Origin of the sequence: Cytobacillus oceanisediminis, assembly GCF_004366035.1 — a bacterium.
In the GTDB taxonomy this organism is placed as follows: Bacteria; Bacillota; Bacilli; order Bacillales; family Cytobacillaceae; genus Cytobacillus; species Cytobacillus oceanisediminis_C.
On the sequence record NZ_SOEE01000006.1, the window covers coordinates 194225 to 220228 of the forward strand.

Annotated in this window: 20 protein-coding genes; 16 read left to right on the plus strand and 4 right to left on the minus strand. The window is 43.1% G+C overall.

Annotated elements, in window-relative coordinates; translation table 11 throughout:
- Positions 1-48 precede the first annotated feature (48 nt).
- The 7 genes from DFO72_RS16495 (at position 49) to DFO72_RS30420 (ending at position 12043) form a co-directional block, all read left to right on the plus strand.
- Positions 49-1182 carry a zinc-dependent alcohol dehydrogenase gene (locus DFO72_RS16495; RefSeq protein ID WP_113883044.1) on the plus strand — a complete coding sequence of 378 codons (1134 nt, stop codon included), beginning with the start codon at positions 49-51 and terminating at the stop codon, positions 1180-1182.
- A 138-nt stretch (positions 1183-1320) separates the two neighbouring features.
- A complete protein-coding gene (locus DFO72_RS16500) occupies positions 1321-2559 on the plus strand; it encodes an ATP-binding protein (protein WP_113883045.1) in 1239 nt (412 codons plus the stop codon).
- Between the two features lie 253 nt (positions 2560-2812).
- Positions 2813-6331, plus strand: coding sequence for a bifunctional 2',3'-cyclic-nucleotide 2'-phosphodiesterase/3'-nucleotidase (locus DFO72_RS16505; protein ID WP_113883046.1), 3519 nt, complete (start codon positions 2813-2815; stop codon positions 6329-6331).
- 232 nt (positions 6332-6563) lie between these two features.
- On the plus strand, positions 6564-8954 hold the full coding sequence (locus DFO72_RS16510) for an immune inhibitor A domain-containing protein (RefSeq protein WP_113883047.1): 2391 nt from the start codon (positions 6564-6566) through the stop codon (positions 8952-8954).
- Positions 8955-9118: 164 nt separating this feature from the next.
- Complete coding sequence (locus DFO72_RS16515; protein WP_113883048.1) at positions 9119-10243, plus strand: DEAD/DEAH box helicase; 1125 nt, start codon at positions 9119-9121, stop codon at positions 10241-10243.
- A 127-nt stretch (positions 10244-10370) separates the two neighbouring features.
- Positions 10371-11846, plus strand: coding sequence for an amidase family protein (locus tag DFO72_RS16520; RefSeq protein ID WP_113883049.1), 1476 nt, complete (start codon positions 10371-10373; stop codon positions 11844-11846).
- 62 nt (positions 11847-11908) lie between these two features.
- Positions 11909-12043, plus strand: a complete 135-nt coding sequence (locus DFO72_RS30420) for a hypothetical protein (RefSeq protein ID WP_258549819.1) — start codon at positions 11909-11911, stop codon at positions 12041-12043.
- Positions 12044-12383: 340 nt separating this feature from the next.
- On the opposite strand, the gene DFO72_RS16525 is transcribed toward DFO72_RS30420, so the two are convergent.
- Positions 12384-13910, minus strand: a complete 1527-nt coding sequence (locus DFO72_RS16525; protein ID WP_113883050.1) for an FAD-dependent oxidoreductase — start codon at positions 13908-13910, stop codon at positions 12384-12386.
- 212 nt (positions 13911-14122) lie between these two features.
- On the opposite strand from DFO72_RS16525, the gene DFO72_RS16530 reads away from it, so the two are divergent.
- From DFO72_RS16530 to DFO72_RS16550, 5 genes are all read left to right on the plus strand, one after another.
- Positions 14123-14356 carry a hypothetical protein gene (locus DFO72_RS16530; RefSeq protein WP_113883051.1) on the plus strand — a complete coding sequence of 78 codons (234 nt, stop codon included), beginning with the start codon at positions 14123-14125 and terminating at the stop codon, positions 14354-14356.
- Positions 14357-14410: 54 nt separating this feature from the next.
- Positions 14411-15532 (plus strand): GerAB/ArcD/ProY family transporter, encoded by a 1122-nt coding sequence (locus tag DFO72_RS16535; RefSeq protein WP_113883052.1) that lies wholly within the window; start codon positions 14411-14413, stop codon positions 15530-15532.
- On the plus strand, positions 15529-17115 hold the full coding sequence (locus tag DFO72_RS16540; RefSeq protein ID WP_113883053.1) for a spore germination protein: 1587 nt from the start codon (positions 15529-15531) through the stop codon (positions 17113-17115). The genes DFO72_RS16535 and DFO72_RS16540 overlap by 4 nt, the downstream gene beginning before the upstream one ends.
- A complete protein-coding gene (locus DFO72_RS16545) occupies positions 17112-18305 on the plus strand; it encodes a Ger(x)C family spore germination protein (protein ID WP_113883054.1) in 1194 nt (397 codons plus the stop codon). Before DFO72_RS16540 ends, DFO72_RS16545 begins: the two co-directional genes overlap by 4 nt.
- A gap of 124 nt (positions 18306-18429) precedes the next feature.
- A complete protein-coding gene (locus DFO72_RS16550) occupies positions 18430-19566 on the plus strand; it encodes a trans-sulfuration enzyme family protein (RefSeq protein WP_113883055.1) in 1137 nt (378 codons plus the stop codon).
- Between the two features lie 3 nt (positions 19567-19569).
- Here DFO72_RS16550 and DFO72_RS30015 read toward each other — a convergent pair whose 3' ends face one another.
- Positions 19570-19884 (minus strand): hypothetical protein, encoded by a 315-nt coding sequence (locus DFO72_RS30015; protein ID WP_243856189.1) that lies wholly within the window; start codon positions 19882-19884, stop codon positions 19570-19572.
- 347 nt (positions 19885-20231) lie between these two features.
- Here DFO72_RS30015 and mutM point away from each other — a divergent pair, with 347 nt between their 5' ends.
- Complete coding sequence (gene mutM, locus DFO72_RS16560) at positions 20232-21041, plus strand: bifunctional DNA-formamidopyrimidine glycosylase/DNA-(apurinic or apyrimidinic site) lyase (RefSeq protein WP_113883056.1); 810 nt, start codon at positions 20232-20234, stop codon at positions 21039-21041.
- A gap of 33 nt (positions 21042-21074) precedes the next feature.
- On the opposite strand, the gene DFO72_RS29545 is transcribed toward mutM, so the two are convergent.
- Positions 21075-21218 (minus strand): hypothetical protein, encoded by a 144-nt coding sequence (locus DFO72_RS29545; RefSeq protein WP_166672507.1) that lies wholly within the window; start codon positions 21216-21218, stop codon positions 21075-21077.
- Between the two features lie 438 nt (positions 21219-21656).
- Here DFO72_RS29545 and rraA point away from each other — a divergent pair, with 438 nt between their 5' ends.
- Both rraA and DFO72_RS16570 read left to right on the plus strand, forming a co-directional pair.
- Positions 21657-22136, plus strand: coding sequence for a ribonuclease E activity regulator RraA (rraA, locus tag DFO72_RS16565; protein WP_113883057.1), 480 nt, complete (start codon positions 21657-21659; stop codon positions 22134-22136).
- 90 nt (positions 22137-22226) lie between these two features.
- Positions 22227-22484, plus strand: a complete 258-nt coding sequence (locus DFO72_RS16570) for a hypothetical protein (RefSeq protein ID WP_113883058.1) — start codon at positions 22227-22229, stop codon at positions 22482-22484.
- A 54-nt stretch (positions 22485-22538) separates the two neighbouring features.
- Here DFO72_RS16570 and DFO72_RS16575 read toward each other — a convergent pair whose 3' ends face one another.
- On the minus strand, positions 22539-23474 hold the full coding sequence (locus DFO72_RS16575; RefSeq protein ID WP_113883059.1) for a VanW family protein: 936 nt from the start codon (positions 23472-23474) through the stop codon (positions 22539-22541).
- A gap of 213 nt (positions 23475-23687) precedes the next feature.
- Between DFO72_RS16575 and shc the strand changes: the two genes are divergently transcribed.
- On the plus strand, positions 23688-25580 hold the full coding sequence (shc, locus tag DFO72_RS16580; protein WP_166672508.1) for a squalene--hopene cyclase: 1893 nt from the start codon (positions 23688-23690) through the stop codon (positions 25578-25580).
- Positions 25581-26004 lie beyond the last annotated feature (424 nt).

Here is a 26004-nt window from a genome sequence, read left to right on the forward strand (position 1 = left end):
AGCCCCGAGGAGGGTATAGCCTAGTAAGTGAATAAAGGAGTGTGAAATATGAGAGCAGTAACCTACCAGGGAGCGAAAGATATTCAGGTAAAAAATGTGGAGGATCCCAGAATTGAAAAGCGGGATGATGTCATTGTCCGGATCACGTCAACCGCCATTTGCGGATCGGACCTTCATTTATATCAGGGTAATATGCCATTGCGTCCCGGTTATGTTATCGGGCATGAACCCATGGGAATCGTTGAGGAAACAGGTCCAGATGTTACACGGGTAAAAAAAGGCGACAGGGTCGTCATCCCATTTAATGTATCGTGCGGGCATTGCTTCTATTGCCAGCATAATATGGAAAGCCAATGTGATAATTCGAATCCGCATAATGATTCAGGCGGCTACTTTGGCTATACCGAGAAATACGGAAACCATCCGGGCGGTCAGGCAGAGTTTCTAAAGGTGCCGTTTGGTAATTTCATGCCATTTGTTATACCGGAAACGTGCGAACTGGAGGATGAATCACTGCTTTTCTTATCGGATGTTCTGCCGACAGCCTATTGGAGCGTGGAACATTCAGGCGTTAAAGCGGGAGATACGGTCGTCGTCCTCGGCTGCGGTCCCATCGGTTTAATGACCCAGAAATTTGCCTGGATGAAAGGAGCTAAACGGGTAATTGCAGTAGATCATCTTGATTACCGCCTCAATCACGCCAAGCTTACCAATGATGTGGAAGTCTATGACTTTACGAAATATGATGACATGGGAGATTATCTAAAAGAAATCACCCAGGGCGGAGCTGATGTCGTCATTGATTGCGTCGGCATGGACGGGAAGAAATCCGCTGTTGAAAAAATCGAGCAGAAGCTTAAGCTTCAGGGCGGAACGCTGGGCCCGATTCAAATCGCGACGAAAGCTGTCCGCAAATTCGGAACTGTCCAGCTGACGGGTGTGTATGGGCTGACATATAATATGTTCCCGCTGGAGGAATTTTTCTCGAGAAACATCACCATTAAAATGGGCCAGGCCCCTGTGGTGCACTACATGCCTGAGCTATTTGAAAAAATAACGAATAAGGAATTCGATCCGAAGTCTATCATCACTCATCAGATACCGCTAGAAGAAGCTGATCGGGCGTATAAGATTTTTAATGACCATGAAGATGATTGCATTAAAGTCATCTTAAAGCCTTAACAAACAAAAACCGGCCAGGATATACCATGGCCGGTTTTTTGAAGTTTAAGAATATAACATAATATACATGTTTCGACATAAACGTATATAATAGTGCTAAAGACACATTATTAATAGAGTTAACCAAGGAGCATTGAAATGAAAGGCTTTAACCAACAGACTTTGATAAAAGAAGAAACAAAAGCAGTTAAGCTTTTTATATGGCTATTCTATATTATATTAACACTTTATGATTTGTTTTATTATTATCTGCTTCCCCTCAATACTGGCGTCAGTATCGGGCTGCCAAAGGGCGGGCTTGGATGGGTTTATTATCTGGCTATTATCGCGCTCTTGCCCTTAGCGCTGTATTTAATCAGGACAAACCGCCCTTTTCAGATAAAATACTTATTTTTTGCAGGTTTTTTCCTAATAGATTTTAGTAACAGCATGCTTATCTATTTCGGTGAGTCGAAGGAATTTCAGAGCGGGAGCGCAGTAGAACTTTTATTTATTATATTTGCGCCTATATTTGTGAATAAGCGTTATTTTTGGATAGTAACCGGCGGAATGATTGCAAAGTATCTTCTGGCTGGGTTACTGTTGAGCAGCCAAAATGTAATGGTGCCAATCGTGCTTATGGCCATTTTTTCAAGTGTTTCATATGTTTTGCTTAACCGCTTCTATTCCTATATTCACTCGCTGACACATGTTTTCCAGGAGCTCCGTCAGACTGAAAAGCTGGCTGCTGTCGGACAGATTGCTTCGGCAGTCGGCCATGAAGTAAGAAATCCTTTAGCAGCATTAAGAGGATTTACTCAGCTGCAGATGGAAAAACATCCTGAAGACCAGGACCGCTATAAGATCATGATTGAGGAAATCGACCGCATTAATCTGATTGCCGATGACCTTATGATACTAAGCAAGCCAAGGCTGCCGATGTTTAAAAAAGTAGAACTGAATGCAGTGATTAACTATGTTATCTCGATCATACATGAACAGGCAGCCAATCAGAACATCCGTCTTGAAACAGAAAATCTGGAAGCTGTTCCTAAAATTCAGTGTGACGAAAATATGCTGAAGCAGGCTTTTATTAATTTGGTCAAGAATGCGATGGAATCTATGACAGAAGGCGGAACGATCCTGATTTCGGCCAAAGTGGCGGAGGGTGGACAGGTTTTAATCAGCATTAAGGATGAAGGCTGCGGGATCGATGCTGAAAATATGGAACGGGTCGTGGATCCATTTTATACAACTAAACCGGATGGAACCGGTTTAGGGCTGATGGTAACCAAACAGATTGTGGATGAACACAAGGCGGGAATCACGTTTGAAAGTGAAAAGGGGAAAGGGACAATTGTGAACCTTACTATTCCTATAGAGCAGACAACCCAATAAAAGAATTCAGGGGAGGTAATGTACAGGGCAGACCTGGAAAATAGTAACTGACATTAAAATAATATATTCGAAATCGTGCAGCATCCTATGAGGGTGCTGTATTTTATTAGGTAAATAGGCTTCTTTTTTACAGAAATTTAATAATTTTTACATGTTAATTCCGACTAATTGCTCATTCTCAAATAAGTCTAAAAATAGATAGAATTATGAATGTTATCATCCTAATCTACTAAAATTGAGGAGATGTATTCATTTGAAAAAGCCTATGCGCAAACTTGGAAAGACGATCCTCGCAACAACGATGGCCCTATCTGTCTTAGCAGCTCCTATTTCATATAGTTCTGTCATGGCGGCAAAGCCTGATCATGCAGGGAAACCGGAACATAAATTCAGCCATGAAGTAAGCCTGCGGATATTGGGAACAACAGATATACATACACACCTTTATAACTATGATTACTATAAAGATGCCGAAACCATTGAATTCGGTCTGGCTAAGACAGCTACCTTAATCAAACAGGCAAGAAAAGAAGCAAAGAATACATTATTATTTGACAACGGCGACTTAATTCAGGGAAATCCGCTTGGCGATTATAAAGCAAAGGTAGATAAGCTTGAGGATGGGGAAATGCATCCTGTATTCAAGGCTATGGAGCTATTAGATTATGATGCCGCTACCGTAGGAAACCATGAATTCAACTATGGCCTCGATTATTTGGATGAGGTTTTGGATGATTCGCCTTTTCCTTATGTAAATGCCAATGTCTACAAAGACGACGATGATAATAATCCAGAAAACGATAAAAATTACTTTAAACCATATAAAATCATCAAGAAAAAAGTCGTTGATGAAAAAGGAAGAAAACAGGTCATTAAGGTTGGGGTTATCGGTGCTGTGACTCCGCAGATTACACAATGGGACAAAGCCAATCTTGATGGAAAAATCATTACGAAAGACATTGTAAAATCAGTAGAAGCTAATATTCCTAAAATGAAAGAAGAAGGTGCAGACATTATCATTGCACTTGCGCACTCCGGCATGGGAGACGCAGCATATGCTGAAATGGAAGAGAATGCAGCCTACGACTTAACAAAAGTAAAAGGCATTGATGCGGTAATTTCCGGACACAACCATAAGAATTTTCCGGGGGATTTCACCGATCTTCCTGGAGTGGATACAGTAAAAGGAACGGTCAATGGGGTGCCGTTCATCATGCCGGGCAGCTGGGGCAATCAGCTTGGCGTTATGGACCTGACCATTGCCAAGGTGAAGGGCAAGTGGCAGGTTAAGGAGTCTCAGTCGTCATTAAGGTCTATTTTTAGAAGCTATAAAAATGAAGCCGGTGCCACAGTCAAGGAAAGCCTTGCAGAGGCTGATCCTGCTATTTTGAAAGCTGTAAAGGAAGAGCATGAAGGCACCGTGAATTATGTCCGCCAGCCTGTCGGGGAAACAACAGCTGATATCCACAGCTATTTTGCACTTGTAAAAGATGACCCGTCCATTCAAATTGTGACGAATGCACAGAAGTGGTATATTGAGAAGCAATTAAAAGGAACACCAGATGAGAATACACCAGTGCTTTCAGCAGGAGCCCCTTTTAAAGCTGGGGGACGCAACGGGGCAAGCTACTACACTTATATCCCTGAAGGCACAATCGCCATTAAAAATGTAGCCGATCTATACCTGTATCCGAATACAGTTGCAACGGTAAAAATTAAAGGTGCAGATGTGAAAGAATGGCTTGAAATGTCTGCAGGCCAGTTCAATCAGATAAAAGAAAATGAAGCTGGAGAACAGTCACTCATTAATAATGACTTTCCTACCTATAACTATGATGTAATCGATGGTGTGACATATGAGATCGATGTAACAGAACCTGCTAAGTATGATAAAGATGGCAAGAAGGTTAATGCTGATGCAAACAGAATCAAAAATCTTCAGTATAACGGAGCACCTATTGATCCAGATCAGGAATTCATCGTTGTGACAAATAATTATCGGGCCAGCGGCACTTTCCCTGGAGTTAGAAACAACACGGCAGTAGAGCTTTATCCGGATGAAAACCGACAGGCGATCATTGATTACATCCGTGAAGAACAAACCATCGATCCTTCTGCAGATGCCAATTGGTCATTTGCACCGGTTGCCGGTGAAGTAGATGTAACGTTCGAATCTTCACCGGATGCAAAGGATACGATTGCTGCAGGAAGCGGAATCGGCTATGCGGGGGAAGCAGCCAATGGCTTTGCGAAATATTCACTTCAATTCCCTGAGCCCAAGCCGTTTGAAGTCCAGCTTTTGGGGATCAATGATTTCCATGGCCAGCTTGATACATTTAATTCAGGATTGAATGCGGGTGGAATTGAGTATTTAGCTGCACACTTAAAACAGCGTGAAGCAGAAAATCCTAATACAATCATGCTGCATGCAGGTGATGCAGTAGGGGCAAGCTCCCCTGTTTCGGCCCTTCTGCAGGATGAACCAACAATTAAAATGCTTAATGAGATCGGCTTTGACCTGGGAACCGCCGGAAATCATGAATTTGATGAAGGTGTAGACGAAATGCTTCGCCTAATTAATGGCGGGGCCCATCCTAAAACTGTTGAGAAGTATGGCGAGTTTGAAGGAGCAAGCTTTCCGTATGTTGCAGCTAATGTAGTGGATGAAACAACAAAGAAGCCAATCCTTGATCCCTATGTAATTAAAGAAGTAAATGGAGTGCCAGTCGGCTTTATTGGCATTGCCTATTCCGATACTCCTGGAATTGTTACGCCAAGCGGAACGGCTGGTGTAGAATTCACGGACGAAGTGGAAGCTATCAACAAGTACACCGCTGTGCTAAAGGAGCAGGGAGTTAAATCCATTGTGGTCGTTACTCATAACCCTGTAAAGTCCGATATAGATGGGTCTAATCCTCAAGAGGAGCTCGCTGACATTGCAAATGCAGTTGATGATGAAGTGGATGTGATGTTTGGCGGCCATAACCATCAGTACACAAATACTATTGTGGACGGAAAATTGCTTGTTCAATCTTATTCCTATGGAACTGCTTTTTCCGATGTGGACTTAACAATTGATCCAGTGACAAAAGATATTGTTGCTAAAAAGGCTGAAATCGTAAGCGCCACACGTGACATTGAACCAGATGCAGAAATTAAGCAAATGCTTGATGCTTATATTGCCGATGTTGCTCCGATTTTAAATGAAGTCATCGGTCATACTTCTACAGGTGTTACGAGAGAGGTAAATGCTGATGGAGAATCTCCGATGGGCAACCTGATTGCAGATTCCATGATTGCGCAGACCAATACCGATTTTGCCTTCATGAACTCAGGCGGCGTCCGTGCAGGCATTGATGCTGGAGATATTACGTGGAAAGAAGCTTTTACGGTACAGCCTTTCGGAAATGACCTTGTGACATTGACATTGACCGGTGCCCAGATAAAAGAACTTTTTGAACAGCAATGGGGTTCAAAAGAAAGAATCATGCATGTTTCTGGCTTAAAGGTGACGTATGATTCTTCGAAAGCTGCTGGAGATCGGATCGTTTCTTTAGTAAAGAACGATGGAACGCCAATCGCTGCAGAGCAAGAATATTCTGTGACGGTAAACAACTATATGGCTGATGGCGGAGACGGCTATAGCGCCCTTTTAAACGGCAAGAACCGCACTGTGGATATCGTCGACCTTGATGCTTTAATCAATTACATCAAAGAACAGAAAGAAGTAAACCCAGCGGTTGAAGGAAGGATTACAAAATTGAATAAATAACAGGAAGGGAGCATCAGAGCAGTCTGATGCTCCTTTTCTTTATCCCCTTAAAATAGGTCTAGGAACCCATTTTTCCTCTTCGGGACCAATGAATTGATCACAATTACCTACTCAAATGTTATCAAAATATGAAAATAACAGTATTGTTAGACTATTAAAAACTTTATGTTAGTTTGATAGAATTAATCTCGCACTTCGAAAATTCAGAAAGACTAAATAGGAGGCTTTAATAATGAGTCATAAGAATAAACCTTTTAAGGTTGTATCTTCCATTACAGCCAGCACGATGATGGCAGCTGCACTATTTGCGGGATCTTTTGCCGGCACAACAGCAGCTCCTTCAAAAGCTTCAGCAGAGGAACTTTCTGCACCGATTGATTTGAATATTGTGAATGAAGATCGGCTGGGAAAGGCCTTAAAAGAAAGAGGATTAGTTAAAAAGGATGCTTCCTCAAAAGAAATAGAAAAAGCAGTAAAGGATTACATAAATGAAAAACAAGGTGAAAAGCAGCCTGGAAGTACAGAAAATAGTCATGATCACACTGATGAATTTGACAAGAAAACAAAGGACTTCTTAACGACACAAAAAGAAAAGCTGACAAAACAGCTGAATAAGGGGCATAAAAACTATAAAAAGGGAAAGCCGGACGGCTATGTTAAAGTGGATTCGGCTAAAGAAGCAAACTACAATGGCAGTGTCAGAACAGATAAAGTTCTTGTGCTTTTAACTGAATTTGAAGATTTCAAGCATAACAATGTAACACAGGAAGAGGGCTACATGTACGCTGATGATTTCAGCAAAGAGCATTATGAGAAGCTGATGTTTGGCGATAATGAATTTGAATTATTTAATGGAGATAAAGTCAAAACGTTTAAGCAGTTTTATGAAGAACAATCCGGCGGCAGCTACACGGTGGATGGCACTGTTTCAGAATGGCTCACAGTTCCTGGAAAAGCAGCCGACTATGGTGATGATAGCCCTAACGGAGGTCATGATAATCTATCACCTCTTGGACCTCGCGACTTAGTAAAAGAGGCTTTAAAAGCAGCTGTAGACGCTGGAATGGATCTTTCAGAATACGATGAATTTGATCTATATGATTTAGATGGAGATGGAAACTTTAACGAGCCTGATGGATTGGTTGACCATCTCATGATTATCCATGCCGGTACAGGACAGGAAGCTGGCGGAGGTAAACTGGGTGATGATGCCATCTGGTCTCACCGCTGGACGCTTGGCGGAGTATTTGCAGTTCCGAATACAACTGCCAGGGTAGATTATTGGGGAGGAAAAATGGGCGCATATGATTATACGATTCAGCCTGAAGACGGAGCTGTCGGGGTGTTTGCCCATGAGTTCGGCCACGATTTAGGATTGCCGGATGAGTATGATACGCAGTATACCGGTCAAGGTGAGCCGGTTGCTTCCTGGTCCATCATGAGCGGCGGAAGCTGGAACGGCAAAATAGCAGGTACTGAGCCAACAAGCTTTTCACCGCAAAACAAAGAATTTTTCCAAAAAGGCATGGGCGGAAACTGGGCCAATATTATGGAAGTAAATTATGAAGATATTGATAAAAAAGGCTTGGCAGCTGTTATTGACCAAAGTGTAACCAAATCTAAAAACCCGGGAATTGTAAAAGTAAATCTTCCTGAAAAAGAAGTAAAGGGAATTGCACCTGCGTTCGGCGAAAAATATTACTACAGCACAAAAGGCGATGACCTTCATACCACTTTGACGACGCCTGAATTTGACTTAACAAATGCGGAGACAGCTGCCTTCAATGCGAAAGTTTATTATGATATTGAGTTTGATTATGATTATTTAACTGTTACTGCAAAAGCAGCCGATGGGACAGAAGGTGAACTCGACGTAATTGGTGATGATGATACGGATGGCGATGCCCGTGCTGAATCTTCAAAAGGACAATGGGTAGATAAGACATATGACTTAAGTGAATTCGCCGGTAAAAAAGTTAGCCTGACATTCGAATATGTAACAGATGGCGGATTGGCATTAGATGGATTTGCTATTGATAATATTTCGGTAACGGCTGATGATAAAGTTATTTTTTCCGACGATGCTGAAGGCGAGTCTCAGATGACTCTTGACGGATTCATTGTTTCCAGCGGAATCAGTTATGCGAAGAACCATTATTACCTGGAGTGGAGAAACTACGCAGGTTCCGATACGGCTCTTGCCCACTCAAGAGGAGTAAAATATAACACTGGTTTAGTTGTTTGGTATGCTGATGACAGCCACACAGACAACTGGGTTGGCGTTCATCCGGGAGAAGGTTTTCTTGGAGTGGTGGATTCACATCCTGAAGCCATTACTGGTCTGATAGATGGAAAAGAAACAGTATCTCAAAGCACAAGATATCAGATTGCAGATGCTGCGTTTTCCCTGGACAAAGCACCCGCGTGGGAAGTAAGCTCGCCAACCCGCGGTGATTATGACTACCCAGGTTTAAATGGAATATCTGTTTTTGATGATTCTAAAGCATACATCAACAGCCTCATTCCTGATGCAGGACGAATTGTTCCGGAACATGGCCTGAAATTCCAAGTGGTCGGTGAAGCAAAGGACAACTCTGCTGGAGCCGTATGGATTCACAAGTAAGATTTAAAGGTGCGAATGCCAGAAATGGCTTCGCACCTTTTTCTGTTAAGGGTGGACAACTTCCTGCCTATAAGCTAGTATCATTACCGATACTAGTTTTTTCCGATTTTCGGCTATACTAATAAATATCTGATTAAACGCGATAAAGTTAAAAGGAGTTACCCATGACACAATCTATCATTCAAAATATGAAGCCATTTATCCAGGAGGCATGGAAAAAATCTGCATTTGCACAGCCAACGACCGTTCAGGCAGAGGCGGTTCCGCTGGCTTTGGAAGGCAGGGATATTATTGCGGAGTCCCCGACTGGAACAGGCAAAACACTTGCTTACCTGCTGCCGGTCCTTGAAAATATTGACCCGGATAAACAGGCGGTTCAGGCCGTCATTTTAGCTTCTTCACAGGAGCTTGTGATGCAGATATTAAGCGAGATCCAAAAATGGGCAGAAGGCAGCGGGATTAAAGCCGCTTCTTTTATTGGCGGAGCCAATGTGAAAAGGCAGCTTGAGAAATTGAAAAAGCATCCGCATATCGCTTTGGGTACGCCAGGACGGGTGCTGGAGCTGATTAAACAGAAAAAGCTGAAAATGCATGAAGTAAAAACGGTTGTTCTCGATGAAGGAGATCAGCTTCTCGTTCCAGAACACGCTCAGACTGTCCAAAATATTGTTAAATCTACGCTTAAAGAACGCCAGGTCCTGCTATTCTCAGCCACACTGCCTCCGGTTGTTGAACAGCTTGCGAAAGAACTGACAGCTGATGCTGAAGTGATTCGTGTTGAGAAGGATGAAACCATTCAGGCTGCAGGTGTGGACCATATTTATTTTGTAGCAGAAGCACGGGACAAAATTAAAATGCTCGAAAAAATCTCAAGACTCGAGGACATTAAAGCATTGGTATTCGTTAAGGATATTGGCAACCTGACTGTCATGGCCGAAAAGCTTGATTTTAAAAGCATCTCTTCAAGCACCCTGCACAGCGATCTGAGCAAATTCGACAGACAGAAAGCAATCAAGAACTTCCGCACCGGCAAAACCAATATGCTGATTGCTACAGATGTTGCAGCAAGAGGGCTGGACATCAAAGGAGTAACCCATGTTGTGCATTTTGACTTCCCGAAAGATATGAATCAGTATGTCCATCGCTCAGGAAGAACAGGAAGATTCGGCGCAAGCGGAACCGTTATCTCTCTGGTTACTGAAAGAGAAGAGCGCGAACTTAAGAAAATGGCAAAAGAACTAGGTCTCACTGCAGAAAAGAAAGTAATGCGCGGCGGCCAAATCGTATAAAGATCAAACAGCCAGGCACCTATATCAGTTGGTGCCTGGCATTTTTTTATATAAAGGAATTTATCCTTTTCTAAGCGAATTAGTAAGTGGAACTTTATTTAACTAAAGAATAAGGGGAATCTAAATAATGGAGAATCCAAGGCTAAAGAGTTTTCATGATGACTATCTGCTTGAGGCGACGATAGATGAATTGCAGGAAAAAATGCAGAATGGGGAAATTACCTCCAATGAACTTGTATTAATGTACATGAACCGGATTGGACAGCTGGATAAAAACATTCATTCTGTTTTAGAACTCAATCCGGATGCACTGCATATTGCAGCGGCTCTGGATGCGGAAAGAGAAGAGCAGGGGCCGCGCAGCACTCTTCACGGCATTCCGATATTGTTAAAGGATAATATCGATACAGGGGACAAAATGCAGACAACTGCAGGTTCTCTCGCCTTGAAGAATCATTGTGCACAAAAGGATTCGTATGTGGCCTCTCAATTAAGGCAAGCGGGAGCCGTCATTTTAGGAAAAACCAATATGACAGAATGGGCCAATTTTATGACGGAAGGGATGCCAAGCGGATACAGCTCAAGAGGCGGACAGACGCTGAATCCATATGGGCCGGGTAAATTTGATGTGGGAGGCTCCAGCGCAGGATCTGGTGCAGCCATCGCCGCTAATTTTGCGGCCGCTGCCATTGGAACGGAGACATCAGGTTCCATTTTAAGTCCAGCCAGCCAGAATTCTCTCGTTGGAATTAAGCCGACAGTCGGACTTGTCAGCCGAACCGGCATTATTCCAATTGCCCATAGCCAGGATACTGCTGGTCCTATGGCGAGGACGGTTAAGGATGCCGCCTTATTATTGAACGTGCTTGCAGTACCTGACGAAAATGATCCGATTACCATGACAAATAAAGATCTGCAGGGCAAGGATTTTACCGTTTTCCTTGATGAAGCCGGCTTGCAGGGTGCTCGAATCGGCATTGCCAGGGAGACTTATTTTGACTACCTAAGTTCTGAAAAGCTCTCAGTTATGAATAAGGCAGTAAGTCATATAAAAGAGCTGGGGGCAGAGGTGGTGGACGATGTCGTGATTCCATCTACAAAAGAGAAGTGGAGCCGAGATGTCCTGACATATGAATTTAAAGCGGATTTGAATGCTTACCTGAGAACAGTCGCACCGCATCTTAATATTCGCACCCTGTCCGATGTTATTAATTTTAATGAAAATAATAGCGTAAAGTGCTTAAAATACGGCCAATCCCTCCTGATTGAAGCGGAGGAATCAAGCGGAAATTTGACGGAAATGGCCTATATAGCTGCACTTGAGAAGGATATTTATTTTTCAGGAGAGAAGGGCATTGATTACGTGATGAAAGAGCATCGTCTCGATGCCATCGTGTTCCCGAATAATTATGGAGCAGGCATTCCTGCAAAAGCGGGATATCCATCCATCACAGTACCGGCCGGCTATACCCCTGAAGGAGAGCCTGCGGGCATTACATTTACAGGGCTTGCCTATAGTGAGCCTCTCCTTATTAAGCTTGCTTATGCATTTGAGCAGGCCACCAAGCATAGAAAGGCTCCAGAACTTGGAGTGCTGGCATAGAATAACGGCCGGTTAATTGACTCATACTACTTCTGAAAAACAAAAAAGGAGCAGATGAGAATATGGGCAGAACTAAACTCGGCAACGGCAATGCACAGCGCAATAACAATAAACACAGACCGCAGCGCACAAGTGAAGAGCTTGTTGAATTCACAACCGGAAGCAAAGAAAAGAAAGAAAACAACGTGCAGGACTGATGAAAAAATTCCCCTTTTTAAAAGGGGGATTTTTTGTTGCCGCCAGACACCAAGAAAAAAGGCTGTCTGAAAATAAAAAGGTCTATCCGAAAAAAAATGAGCTTTCTGCAAGTAAAATCCAGCTAGCCGAAAGTAAAAGCAGTGCATAATCTCTCAGGCGGCCAGATTTATTAAGTAAAAGTGCTTCCGCACATTAAAACTGGGATATCTGCACAGAAAAATTCTTATGTGCACATAAATCGGAACTATTTCCATACCAAGCAAGTGAATCCTCGCGAAAATGCGGATTAATCCATAGAAAAAGACAGTTTTCTCAGGAGAACTGTCTTTTTTCTTCAAGTTATTCTTCAACCTTTTTCAGAGGCTTGGCAGCTGGACCTTCAACGACTGTTCCGTCATAGGAGAAGCGGGAGCCGTGGCATGGGCAGTCCCAGGTGCGGTCACCGTGGTTCCATTCGCATTCACATCCCATGTGGGTGCAGGTTGTATCTACAAGATGGAGGCTGCCATCAGGATCCCTGTAAGCACCTGTCCTCTTGCCATTGATCATCACGACTCCGCCTTCATCATGAGACAAATCTGCTGTTTCTTTAGGCACAAATTCAAGCTTCCCTTTAATCAGCTGTCCAGCTACATCGGTATTGGCAGCAATTAATTTTTTGATGCTGGGGTCAGCTTGAAATCTGGATGGCGTAAACAGCTCGGCATAAGGGTTGTCCCTTTCCATAATCTGATCTTTTATCAGCATGGCGGCTGCTGTCCCGTTTGTCATTCCCCATTTCCGGTAGCCGGTTGCGACAAAGATATTCTTCTGTTTGGACGTAATTGGGCCGATATACGGGACTTTATCGAGCGTATATAAATCCTGGGCAGACCAGCGATAAGGATAATCGGTTATGCCGAGCACCTCTTCCGCAAAGACTTCAAGGGCTTCGTAATGCTTCATCGTATCTGGTCCATGGCCGGTCTTGTGGCTGTCGCCGCTCACTAAAATAAGTTTGTCTCCGTTATAGGGAGTGTACCTCAGTGAGCGGGTTGGTGAATCGGCACTATAATACATGCCTCCAGGAAAATCCTCTTTGGTTTTTACGCCAAGTACATAAGATCTTTCCGGAGATAATCTTGCAAAATAAAAACCTTTCATATCCGCAAAAGGGAAGTGGGAAGCAGAAATAACATATTTGCATTTCAGGCGATGGCCTTCTCTGGTCACGACATCAGGCAGGCTGCCTTCTTCAATGTCTGCGGCTGTTGTATTTTCATAAACAATACCGCCCAAATCCACAAAGTCTTTAAGAAGCTTTTTCAGGTATTTCAGCGGATGAAACTGGGCTTGATCAAGCATGGAGAGCACCGCTGTTGTGTTGATGTTAAAAGGAATGCTCTCTTTCATTCCGCTTGGAATTCCGAGTTTTTCGTATGCTTGCCGCTCTTTTTCAACTTTTCGTGCATACTCTTCTGAAACAGCATATATGATTGCTTCTTCGTTGCTGAAATCACAATCAATTTGTTTTTCTGATACAATGTTCCGGACAAATTCTATAGCATCTCTTGAAGCCTGATAATAAAGTTTGGTTTTTTCCTCGCCGAAATGACTAATCAATTCATCATAAATTAATCCATGCTGTGCTGTTAATTTTGCTGTCGTATGGCCGGTAGTACCGTTTAAGATATTGCCGGCTTCAAGAATGGCCACTTTATAGCCTTCTTTGGCAAGAAGGTAACCCGCTGTAATGCCTGTGATGCCGCCGCCTACAATTGCAACTTCCGTTTGAGCATCTTCTCTGAGCTTATCGAAGGCCGGAAGTTCCTCCTCCCTCCAATAAGGCTCTGGATATTGGGGCGTTTTGTGATTGGATGTCGTCATACCCTGTCCTCCTGTAACATTATATTCATTCATAATTTTTCCTGCAAACCCTATTCCTATACAAATTCTCCTTCTCTAACCATACCCATTAAATTGTTAATTAATCAGGAGGAATGACAAATCAGGCTCTCCACTGTTTTTTTCATCATTTCTGGATAAAATGTGCAGGCCGAGAAAAGATATACAGTATCGAATGTTAATGGGGTACAGTCATGATTACATTTAGCTATCTGAGCATTTTTCTGCTATTAACTATATTAGCTGCACTTTTTGATATGAAAATATTTGATTATACGATCTGGGAATCTTTGAGGAATTTACTGTATACAGAGATTGCCACTGGAAGAATGATCGTTATTGTTTCTGTACTTATTGGACTGCTTTCAAGTGCAGTCATTGATTTTCGTCTCTTTAAAGCGAAAAAAAAAACAGGCTCATCCAGTTAAAGGAACCGCTTGGACATGCTAACTGAACGTACATTTAAAAGGGATTGGTGTGGAATGTTAAAAGAGAATATCTCTCTCAGCCAGCTGCTGACATTGTTGATCAATTTCCTTTTAGGAAGCGCCATCGTTGTCGGAGTAGGCGGGGATGCCAAGAAAGATGCCTGGATTGCAATAGCAGCCGCCATAATGATAGGGTTTGGAATCATGCTATTCTATTACTTCCTAATTAGCCGTGTGCCAGGACAAAATTTTTTCGAGATTATGGAGTTTGGCTTTAAAAGGCCGATAGCAATCATTTTTTCTATAACTTACGTGGTTTATTTCTTATACCTTGCCTGCAGGGTGGTCCGCGATTTTGGTGAATTAATTGCTTCGGCCATTCTGCCGTCGACACCGATTGAAATTATCTCGCTAACTATCTGTCTGCTGATGGCCTATATTTTATATCTCGGTCTTGAAGTCCTTGGCAGAACTTCGGAAATTTTTACTCCTTATTTATTCGGATTTTTGTTTCTTCTAACCATCCTATTATTTGCAAGCGGCAATGCCAATTTATATGAGATTAAGCCAGTGCTCGGAGATGGGCTTAAGCCTGTTTTGAATGCGCTATTTCCAACATTGATCGTGTTCCCTTTTGGCGAGCTTATTGCATTTACACTCATTCTTCCAGTTGTAACCAACTTTAAATATTGCCTGCGTGTGTCCATGCTGGGAGTGGGAATTGCAGGTTCGCTTTTATTATTTGCGATGTTTCTGATGATTGTCACACTGGGGGCTGATGCTTTGCAACGTTCCAATTTCCCCATGCTCAGCTCAGCTCGTGAGGTCTCCATCGGCAATTTCATTGAAAGAATTGATGCGCTCGTTGTTTTTATTATGATGCTGGGGATTTTGGTTAAGGGCTCTGTGTTCATGTTTGCAGGGTTGAAAGGCCTTGAGTACACCTTCCGTCTTCCTTATAGGTATTTTTCATTGCCGGTAGCCATGATTGTTTCATCATTTTCTATATTGATATCAGTGAATTTCGGTGATCATTGGCAGGAGGGGCTTGAGATAGTTCCATACTTTTTGCACTTGCCATTGCAGTTCGGACTGCCATCACTTCTGCTGATCACAGTTTTATGGAAGCGGCGAAAGAAAAAGGCTAAACCCGGCGTGAAGGGGATGAAGTTTTGAGTATTCTTAAATCACTATTAAAAATGCGCAAAAAAGAATATCCTGTTCAGCCTCAGGAAGCTGCTGAAACTGGCCCAGATCTTAAAAGCATGAGTCTGGAACAGCTGAAAAAAAGAATAAATGCAGAGTTCGGGAGCACGGTTGATTTAAGCATGGATGAGCTGAAAACAGAAGGGAAAGATGCTTTGCTTATCTATCTTAAAACTATGATTGATACAAAATTATTAAAGGAAACGATTCTTCAATCACTCAGCGTGAAGGAGGATGGCATTGAGTTAACAACGGAGGACGATCTGAAATCACTATGTAAGGAGAAATTTGGAGGGGCAGGCTACCAGCTGGTTGAATCGTTCGATGATATCATTACTGCTCTGCTTTATGGAAACATCATTATTATTTTTAAAGATATGGAAAAAGCGCTTTCCCTTTCCATGGATTCAGGTGAAGACCGGTCTATAACAGAGCCAAGCACCCAGACGGTCATTAGGGGGCCTAAGGATGGGTTTGTGGAATCGATCTCAACAAATGTAAGGCTGCTGAGGAAAAGAATTAAAAATAAACATCTTCGTTTTGAAAAATTCATCATTGGATCTGAGACTAATACCTCTGTATACATCGGGTATATGAAAGGCATATCAAATGAGAAGATCGTTCAGGAAGTCCGCAAAAGACTTGGCCAAATCAAAGTGAACGCCATCTTCGAATCTGGAAATATTGAAGAGCTGATTGCAGACAAATCCGCCACACCTTTTCCGCTTGCACTGAATACAGAAAGGCCTGACTCAGTAGCATCCAATTTGCTTGAAGGGAAAATCGCCATTCTTGTTGACGGGACTCCTTTTGTGCTGGTGGTTCCGGCTGTTCTGGTAGATTTCTTTTCCATTGCAGAAGATTATTATCAAAACTTCATGATGGGAAGCTTTTTAAGAATGATCAGGTATTTATCGTTTATGATTGCCTTGATTACGCCATCCTTATATGTCGGGATTTTAACCTTTCATCATGAGCTTCTGCCGACACCTCTGCTTCTCGGGATCATTGCACAGCGGGAAGGAGTGCCGTTTCCGGCAGTCATTGAAGTGTTATTGATGGAAGTTACCTTTGAGATCCTGCGTGAAGCCGGTGTTCGAATGCCTAGGGCTGTAGGGCAGACTGTTTCAATTGTAGGAGCTCTCGTCATCGGACAGGCTGCAGCTGAGGCAGGGATTATATCAAACATAATGGTCATCATTGTCGCCATTACAGCCATCGCCAATTTTGTATCACCCACTTATAGTTTTGCTGCAGCAGCAAGACTATTAAGATTCCTGCTGATCATTGTGTCAGCCTTTCTGGGCCTGTATGGAGTCCTGATTGTTCTTGTTTTTATTGTCGCCCATTTAAGCTCTCTCAGATCCTTTGGTGTTCCGTATCTTTCACCGGTTGCGCCTTTTATCATTGAGCAGCAGAAAGATGTCTTTTTCCGATTCCCGATTTGGAGTATGAGGAAGAGGCCAGCTTATCTAAAGTCACAGAATCCTGAGAAATTTCCAAAGACCGGGTCGCCTTCTCCTCCTCCAATGGAAGGAGAGCAGTCCAATTGAGAAAACATGGTGTGATGTTCGCCGCCTTTTTGACGGCTATACTGCTCTCTGGGTGCTGGGATCAGAGAGAGCTGGGTGAAATAACCGTTGTGACAGGAATGGCTGTGGATAAGGGCGAGGATGATAAGTATACTCTGACTGTAGAAGGCATAAATGCAACAGAATTGAATAACCGCACCGCCAGCGGAAATGCGCCATCTATTGTTTATTCTGCTGAAGGAAACTCTCTGGCAGAACTGACTTATAGAGTGAATGAAGGGATTTCCAGGCATTTGATCTATTCCCACATGCGCACTTTGATTATTGGAGAGGAACTTGCTAAAGAAGGCATAATTGACTTTATTGATTTTCTGGAGAGAAACCGGGAAATCCGGGATGATTTTAATATTCTGATTGCAAGAGGGGGAAAGGGATCGGATGTATTAAAAGTGACGTATCAATTTCAGAAATCTACCTCTTTAAAATTGCACACTCAGCTGGACACCATGATGAAGGATTGGGGTGGAGACCCAGGAGTGAGGATGAATGATGTCATTACAGCCTGGACCGCCCCGGGACGACAGCCTGTAATGGCGGCTGTCAGTATTAAGGGAGACCCGGAAGCTGGCCCCAGTGCGGAAAATATGATGAAAGTCACCCCGGATGCTCTTGTCATCCTGGACTCACTGGCTATATTCAAAGGTGATAAGCTGGAAGGATTTTTGACATTGGAGGATTCAAGAAATTACTTATGGATCCAGAATAAAATCAATAAAACATCAATTACCGTAAAATGCAGTGAAAGCCAGTATATGGGGCTTAGAGTATATGATACAAGGACAAAGATTAAAGGGAAACTCGAAAATGGAAAAGCAAAGATTAATATAAAAATCAGAGCAGAGGCCTATATTGACGGGACTCATTGCAACGATCAGTTTGATAAAGCAAAGACATATAAAGAAAGTGGGGAAACTGCCCAAAAACAGATTAATGAAATGGTCACAAAAACGATTGAGAAGGTTCAGGAGGAATATGGCACCGATATTTTTGGTTTTGGTGAAGTTGTGATGAGGCAGGATTATCAGAATTTCAAAAAAGTCAAGAAAAGCTGGGATGAAAAATTTGCTGAAGCTGATATAAATGTAGACACAACTTTAATTATCCGGCGAACAGGCATCAGGACTAAAAGCTTTCTGAATGAAGTAAAGTAGAGATCTTTTCCTTCATTGACGCATAAAAGCTGTATTGATATAATTTTTTTATAATTCAGCTAATTTTCGCATTAAAGGTCTGGGCATTGTCCAGCCCTTATTTCTTTTAAAGGGGAAAGGCCAAATGAAATTCGAGACTTCTGTTCTGCACTTGAAAAATAAGAGCAATCGCAAGATTAAAAGTAAAGTAACACCGATCTATCAAACTTCCGCCTTCGCATTCAATGATCTGGATGAGCTGGAGGGATATTATCAGGGAAACGGCAATTATCTTTATTCCCGGGTCGGCAATCCGAATACGGATGAGCTTGGTGAATTAATTGCCACCCTGGAAGGAGCACCGGCCGGGACGGCTGCCTCATCCGGTTTATCCGCCATTCTGGCGGGAGTTCTTGCTGTGGTAAAAAGCGGCGACCATATTGTGGCAGCAGATGACCTGTACGGCGGCAGCTTCCATTTAATCAAGGAAGAGCTGACACAGCTAGGTATAGAAGTAACCGTTGTTCCTTTTTCTGATGCTGTGCATGTAGAGGCAGCCATACAGGAGAATACAAAACTTCTTTATTCTGAATCCATCACAAATCCTTTATTGCGGGTGGAAAACCTTGAAGAAGCCGTCCGCGTGGCTAAGAAGCATAATCTCGTAACCCTGATCGATAATACATTTGCCACTCCATATCATTGCCAGCCTTATTTGAAAGGTATTGATTTAGTCGTCCATAGTGCAACCAAATACATAGGCGGGCATAGCGATATTACAGCAGGTGTCCTGGCTGGAGATGAAGAGCTGATTGGAAAAGCACGCGGAAAAATTGTAAACCTCGGGGCTAATTTAAGTCCGTTTGAAGCCTGGCTGACATGCAGGGGAGCGAAAACTCTGGCTCTCAGAATGAAGCAGCAGTCAGCAAATGCTACAAGAGTGGCAAGGGCATTAAAACAAAATCAAGAAATAAAAAATGTCTATTATCCTTTTCAGCACGGTGAAGAGGGGTTCGGCGCCATTGTTACGGTTGAATTGGCTGACAGTGCTGATGTGAATGAGTTTTTTAAAGAGCTGGGGTGGATTAAAATTGTACCGACACTCGCAGGTGTTGAAACGTCCGTATCCCATCCGCTGACAACATCGCACAGGGCACTGCCTCCTGAAGTATGCAGGGAACTCGGCATAACCAAGCAGTTGGTGCGGATATCCATCGGAATTGAGCATGCGGATGATATCATTGCGCAGCTGAATAAGGCTATTATTCGGAGTCTGGGATGAATATTAGATGCTCTCAAGCTGGTCAAACAGCCAAAACTTCAATAAAACCAAAAAGGTAACAGTTAAGATGAAGTTTTTCAAGCTGAAAGTCAATTTACCATCCCTGGGCAGAACAATCCCCATTGAAACCAAGTACCAGAACCACCTCTTATTGGTCAATCTATTCGGGTTAGAGAAGTGCCCTTGCTGTTTCTTTTTATTTTCATGACGGGCCCAGAGAAGCACAACGATAATATCTAAACAAGAGCAAATGGAAATGGCTGTGATCACAAAGGTATTGGATGGCTGCCAATTTCCTTCATTCTCAGCTTCTTTCATTTCCCGTTTGTGCTTCTGAATCTGGAGTTCTTTTGAAAAAGCAGAAGAAATTTCTGAGGTTTTTCTTGTAGAAAAGAAGGATTAAGGATGACAGCCGCAAAAATTAAACAGCATAATAACGCAAAATAAATGATAAAAAACATAAAAGTTTGCTTGCTGGAACGGTTGTTTTGCATCTGGAAAAACCTCCCTTTAACATGATCGTACCATTTTTAACATTAAAATATTGGAAACGGATGTTACGAAATATTGAATAACTGTAAAAAAATTCAAGGTGTAGTTTAGGAATGAAGTGATTCCTTCCATTAAATACTAAGGTAACAGTATTTTAGGAAGGAGCTGACACTATGCCTGAACTACCGGAAATGGAAACCTACAGAAGGCTGTTAACGGAGCAGCTGGCCCGTAAAGTCATTACTGATGTAGAAGTAAATCGGGAAAAGTCCATCAACATTCAGCCTGCCCAATTTAAAAGTCAGCTGATAAATTCGCAAATAACCGAAATCACCCGAAGGGCTAAACATCTTATTTTCAAGCTGAGTTCCGGTAAAAATATGTTGCTGCACCTGATGCTGGGCGGCTGGATGTATATTGGCAGCGAATCGGACAATCCTGACCGCACAAAACAGGTTATTATTTCTTTTGGAGATAAAAAGCTCTATTTTATAGGACTAAGACTTGGCTATCTGCACTTGCTGACAGACACAGAGGTGGAAAAGGAGCTTTCAGATCTTGGACCGGAGCCTCTGGGTCAAACGCTGGGATTTCCGGCCTTCCGCGAACTGATTGGAAGCAGAAGAGGCATGCTGAAAACGACATTCATCAATCAGCAGTTTCTTTCGGGAATCGGCAACTGCTACAGTGATGAAATCTGTTTTGAGGCTGGGCTGCTGCCTATGAGAAAAGCAGATGAATTGAATGAGGATGAAATAAAAATTCTGTATCAGTCCATGAAGGGCGTCTTAACCCGGGCCATTCAGTTTGGGGGGTATATGGAAGAGCCTTTGTTTAAAGGAGATGCCAAAACCGGGGGGTATAATGAGCAGTGCAGAGTGTATGACAGAGAAGGAGAACAATGCCTCCGCTGCAGCAGCCCTATAGTGAAAGAAGAAATATCTTCCCGGAAAACGTTTTACTGCGCAAATTGCCAAAACTAAGAAAGAGGCTGCCTTTCCTGCAGCCTCTTTTCCCTACTCTTCCGGATCACTCTGAATCCTATCAACTGTCGTCGAATCACGGGAATCCATTGCCCCCTTTAAAAAATGGACAAGCATAAATCCGGCCAGTCCCAAAGAAACCATAAAACCGATTGTAATTGCCCACATTAGAGCCATCCTTTAACCTCCCTATTTTCATAAGATAGAAAGTATAAAATATTGAACGTCGATAACTGTCTAGCTTCTGCACCTGCCTTCTCAAGGTCACAAGCATGTCTTGTTGCGGCTCCTAGGGACTCGGGGTCATTAACCGTTTACTTTCAGAAGGAATTACGCCCTTCTTACAGGAACCGTCTTGTGCTTGAGGCCCCCAGGATGGGGGTCATGCAGACATAGCCAAAGGACGTGGCGCTTTTAGTCTGCGTTCCTTCGTGGGCAAGGCGCTTCCGCTTTTCTGAACTAAGAGCGTTTCCTTACTAAAAGGTATATGCCTGAAATCTTCAATCTTTTCCTTTCGATTATTAAAAAAGGAAGGGAACAGGCTGCTGCATATCGAAATAAAGAGGATGGCATAAAGTGTTTTACAGCCAATAGCGCTAAAGGAGGAGATCTCTTTTGGATTTCAAAACGGCCGATTTATGTGATGACCACAGCAAAGAACTGCTCATTTGTCAGCAGGAGTTTAAATCTTATGGGCAAAAAAGAAAGTTTTCGGGTCCCATTTCGACGGTTAGAGTGTTTGAAGATAACGTGCTGGTAAAAGAGGCACTGGAGTCCATTCCAGAGGAAAGTGTACTGGTGGTGGATGGCGGCGGATCAAAAAGATGCGCCTTAATGGGTGACCGGCTTGGTGAAATTGCTCAATCTCGAAAGCTTGCCGGTGTGATCATTTATGGGTGCGTCCGGGATACAGTGGAGCTTGGAAGACTTGATGCAGGCATCTTGGCACTCGGCAGCAATCCTTTAAAAAGCAGAAAAGAAGGAAAAGGGGATCGAAACATCCCTGTTACGTTCGGCGGGATTGACTGGAAGCCGGGAGAATATGTCTATGCAGATGAAGATGGCGTGATAGTCTCTTCAAAAGCCCTCATCTAAAGCTGAACACCCGCTGATAAGCGGGTGTTTCCTTTTTATAGCACTTTCCTGCTTAACACAGAATACCGTATTTAAGAGGGGGTGCATCATATGTTTATGATCTTTATACTATTTTGGGCAGTCGGGATTTATCTTTTGTTCCGCAGCAGGAATGAGGAAGAAGAGCATTTGATCCTGAAACTGATTGGTTATTATCTATTAGGCACATTTACTTTTAGCGTTAATGGCATTGTTTTGCCAGTTGGTTTTATAATCAGTTTGTTCCTAAAGCCCCGGCAGAATAGAAGCGTGAAGCGCGGCTCTGCGATCTTCGGGCTGGTAATAATGGTCATCAGCCTTTTTTTATAGTGCCATTAAATTAGTCAGATTTGGATGCCTGCCTGAATGCAGCTAACAAAGCTATCAGTTCTCTAAAACTGCTTCCTTTTCAATGCTGATTTCTTCCGGCAGCATTGTTGAAGCTTTCGGGACCTGGCGGGGCTCATAGTCAATTTCATCAGAGGAGTATACTCTGATTACCACCTGGCCATGCATAGCTTTTGCCCGAATAAGCAGGGGAGAACTATAACGGTTTTTAAATGTGAAATCCGGGCCATACCAGCTTACGGTTGCATCCCGGCCAGGCGGTACATAGGGAACCTTTTTGCTGTGGGAATAACGCTCGATCACATTGACTCCTGCCCGGTCAACTGCATTGAACAGAGTGGAGGATACCTGGCAGATCCCGCCCCCGATGTCTTCTGACAGTTCTCCTCTAACGATAACCGGAGCACGCTTATAGCCTTTCCCCGCCGTTCTTTTGCCGACAGCACGATTAAAAGAAAATACTTCATCCGGAAAAACAACATAATTATCAAGGGCTTCGGCTGCAAGCTTAATATTATGGGAGCGTGAGGCGTTATTCGGATTAAAATACGTAACATACTGGCCGATCATTTTAACTCGGATATGGGATATAAGATCCCGATCCACTCTCGGGTAAACAGGGAGCGTTGGGATTTCAATTCGAGCTGGCCCGTTATTATAAAAATATTTATAAAAAATATCAGTGAATGCTTTGCGGTGCAGTATTTTTCCAGGGTTCTCAGCAACGACACGTCCGCTTTCGCCTATGTACGCGTTCCTAGGCGGAATATACGTCTGGCGATTTAATTTTTCCAGGAGCTGTTTGAACCGTTCACCGTCCACTAGCGAAAGCCCGGGAAACGGCAGTTCATATTCCGTCCTGTTGACCCTTGCAATGGATTTACCGTCATTTTCAATGGATAAGTCATCAGGAAGACTGGCAGTTTGTGTTTGTGTTAATAGCATGATCCCCAATACCCATGAGAATTTCATATCGCTGGCGCACCTCCGCCCTTAGTATGGGCAGGAGAGAATTGTTTCATGTGCCAAAAAAATGATTGATTACAGCTGCCATGAAGCCATGTCATCATGCCCCTGACTGCTGCATCCTTCTCTGTCCGTTAGAAAGTCCTTAGCACACTCTCCTGGAAGGTCGAATTCTTTAATTGATTAAGGAATATAGTGTAATAAAACTTTAGTGAGGGAATGAGGAATGTGCAGCTAGTCAAGGCAGAAATTAACCGGCTAACTGATTTGCTGAAAAGCAGCCAATCACAGGATGGCTCATGGGCGTATCCGTTTGAAATTGGAATCATGACTGATGCTTATATGATTATCCTGTTGAGGACGCTCAAAATGATGGATGAAGAGCTAATTCAGAAACTGGCGGAGAGAATAGAAAGCCGCCAGGAAGAGAGTGGTGCCTGGAAGCTTTTTAGAGACGAAAAAGAAGGGAACTTATCTTTAACCATTGAATCCTATTACGCCCTTTTATACTCAGGCTATAGACAGAAGAATGACCCGCATCTGACAGCTGCACAGAAATTTATTTTATCAAAGGGCGGGATAAAAAAAGCAGGGATGTTTACAAAAATCATGCTTGCCATGACAGGCCTATATCCATGGCCGGCCGTTTTTCCAGTCCCTATCGAAATTGTGCTGCTTCCTCCATCCAGCCCAATCAGCATCTACCAGCTTTCGAGCTTTGCCAGAATACATCTCCTGCCGGTGGTCCTGCTTGGCAGTAAGAAATTCAGGCGAAGAACGGAAAATAGTCCGGATTTGGGTGAAATCTATGGAACAAGGGACAGGGAAGAACTATGGGAAGAAAGCCGTTCTGATGAATGGAGAAAACTTGTTGACGTTCTTACCGGTATGGCCGAAAGCTTAATTGGATTACCTGAGCGGCTCCGCAGCATGGCATATGAGGGAACAAAGCAATATATGCTCGAGCGGATTGAACCGGACGGAACATCATTAAATTATTTCAGCAGCACTTTTTATATGATTTTTGCCCTCCTCGCTCTCGGCTGCTCTCCCAAAAACCCAGTCATCATTAAGGCGGTGAAGGGATTAAAGGGAATGTCCTGCACAATAGATGGACATATCCATTTTCAGTTAACAGACGCTAAAGTATGGAATACCGCTTTAATTTCCCACGCCCTCCAGGAGGCAGGTGCAGATGAATCAGATGCGGCGATTCTAAAGGCGAATAACTATTTGCTTTCAAGACAGCAAACCCGGCATGGAGACTGGACGGTCCACAACCGCAAGGGAGTTCCTGGAGGCTGGGGATTTTCAGACTTTAATACCATGCATCCAGATGTGGATGATACGACCGCCAATCTGAGGAGCATTCACAATCAAACAGGAAAAGCTGCCAAGAAATCCAGGCAGAAAGGAATACAATGGGCTCTATCCATGCAAAACCGTGATGGGGGATGGCCGGCATTTGAAAAAAATGTCGATAATCCCCTGCTGAATCTAATTCCCATTCAAGGAGCAGAGTTTATTCTCACTGATCCATCCACAGCAGATTTAACAGGCAGAACGATTGAATATTTAGGTACCTTTACTACAGGAGCTGAAACTTCAATTAAAAGAGGAATAGGCTGGCTGAAAAAGAATCAGAGAATAGACGGTTCCTGGTATGGACGCTGGGGAATTTGCTTTCTGTATGGAACCTGGGCAGCCCTTACCGGCCTCGCCGCTGCAGGGGAAAAGGGAGATGAGGAGTACATTAGAAAAGCGGTTGAGTGGCTGAAATCTGTTCAAAATGAAGACGGCGGCTGGGGAGAATCCTGCAGAAGCGACATTGAAAAACGCTATGTTTCATTGGGAAGCAGTACATTAACACATACTGCCTGGGCCGTTGATGCTTTAATTGCCGTTTCTCATGAAAACAGCCCTGAGATCAGAAAAGGCATGGCTTTCCTGATTCGCGAAGGCCAAAGAAATGACTGGACGACAGATTACCCAAAAGGGCAGGGAATGGCCGGTTTCCTATACATGCATTATCACAGCTACCGGTATATTTGGCCGTTATTGGCACTAGGCCATTTTGAAAAGAAATTCATGCAAAAAGGAAGCTCCGAATGATCGGGACTTCCTTTTTTATTGGCTTATTAATTTGGGTTTTTGCGGTGTTTGAGAATTCGCTCATAACATTGGAAATTCGCCGATAAAACCGAGAATTCGCTCATAACATTGGAAATTCGCCGATAAAACCGAGAATTCGCTCATAATATTGGAAATTCGCCGATAAAACCGAGAATTTGCTCATAACTTTGGAAATTCGCCGATAAAACCGAAATTTCGCTCATAGCTTTGGAAATTCGCCGATAAAACCGAGATTTCGCTCATAACTTTGGAAATTCGCCGATAAAACCGAGGTTTCGCTTATAACTTTGAAATTTTGCCGATAAAACCGAAATTTCGCTCATAACTTTGAAATTTTGCCGATAAAACCGAAATTTCGCTCATAACTTTGAAATATCGCCGATAAAACTGAGAATTCGCTCAT

What these genes read in the sequence shown, in the direction of transcription:
- DFO72_RS16575 (WP_113883059.1), bottom strand. Translation starts at nt 23,474, where the DNA reads ATGAAATTCTCATGGGTATTGGGGATCATGCTATTAACACAAACACAA.
- DFO72_RS16520 (WP_113883049.1), top strand. Translation starts at nt 10,371, where the DNA reads ATGGAGAATCCAAGGCTAAAGAGTTTTCATGATGACTATCTGCTTGAG.
- DFO72_RS16525 (WP_113883050.1), bottom strand. Translation starts at nt 13,910, where the DNA reads ATGACGACATCCAATCACAAAACGCCCCAATATCCAGAGCCTTATTGG.
- DFO72_RS16515 (WP_113883048.1), top strand. Translation starts at nt 9,119, where the DNA reads ATGACACAATCTATCATTCAAAATATGAAGCCATTTATCCAGGAGGCA.
- DFO72_RS16570 (WP_113883058.1), top strand. Translation starts at nt 22,227, where the DNA reads ATGTTTATGATCTTTATACTATTTTGGGCAGTCGGGATTTATCTTTTG.
- DFO72_RS16530 (WP_113883051.1), top strand. Translation starts at nt 14,123, where the DNA reads ATGATTACATTTAGCTATCTGAGCATTTTTCTGCTATTAACTATATTA.
- mutM (WP_113883056.1), top strand. Translation starts at nt 20,232, where the DNA reads ATGCCTGAACTACCGGAAATGGAAACCTACAGAAGGCTGTTAACGGAG.
- DFO72_RS30420 (WP_258549819.1), top strand. Translation starts at nt 11,909, where the DNA reads ATGGGCAGAACTAAACTCGGCAACGGCAATGCACAGCGCAATAACAAT.
- DFO72_RS16550 (WP_113883055.1), top strand. Translation starts at nt 18,430, where the DNA reads ATGAAATTCGAGACTTCTGTTCTGCACTTGAAAAATAAGAGCAATCGC.
- DFO72_RS16495 (WP_113883044.1), top strand. Translation starts at nt 49, where the DNA reads ATGAGAGCAGTAACCTACCAGGGAGCGAAAGATATTCAGGTAAAAAAT.
- DFO72_RS30015 (WP_243856189.1), bottom strand. Translation starts at nt 19,884, where the DNA reads ATGAAAGAAGCTGAGAATGAAGGAAATTGGCAGCCATCCAATACCTTT.
- shc (WP_166672508.1), top strand. Translation starts at nt 23,688, where the DNA reads ATGAGGAATGTGCAGCTAGTCAAGGCAGAAATTAACCGGCTAACTGAT.
- DFO72_RS16510 (WP_113883047.1), top strand. Translation starts at nt 6,564, where the DNA reads ATGAGTCATAAGAATAAACCTTTTAAGGTTGTATCTTCCATTACAGCC.
- DFO72_RS29545 (WP_166672507.1), bottom strand. Translation starts at nt 21,218, where the DNA reads ATGGCTCTAATGTGGGCAATTACAATCGGTTTTATGGTTTCTTTGGGA.
- DFO72_RS16535 (WP_113883052.1), top strand. Translation starts at nt 14,411, where the DNA reads ATGTTAAAAGAGAATATCTCTCTCAGCCAGCTGCTGACATTGTTGATC.
- DFO72_RS16500 (WP_113883045.1), top strand. Translation starts at nt 1,321, where the DNA reads ATGAAAGGCTTTAACCAACAGACTTTGATAAAAGAAGAAACAAAAGCA.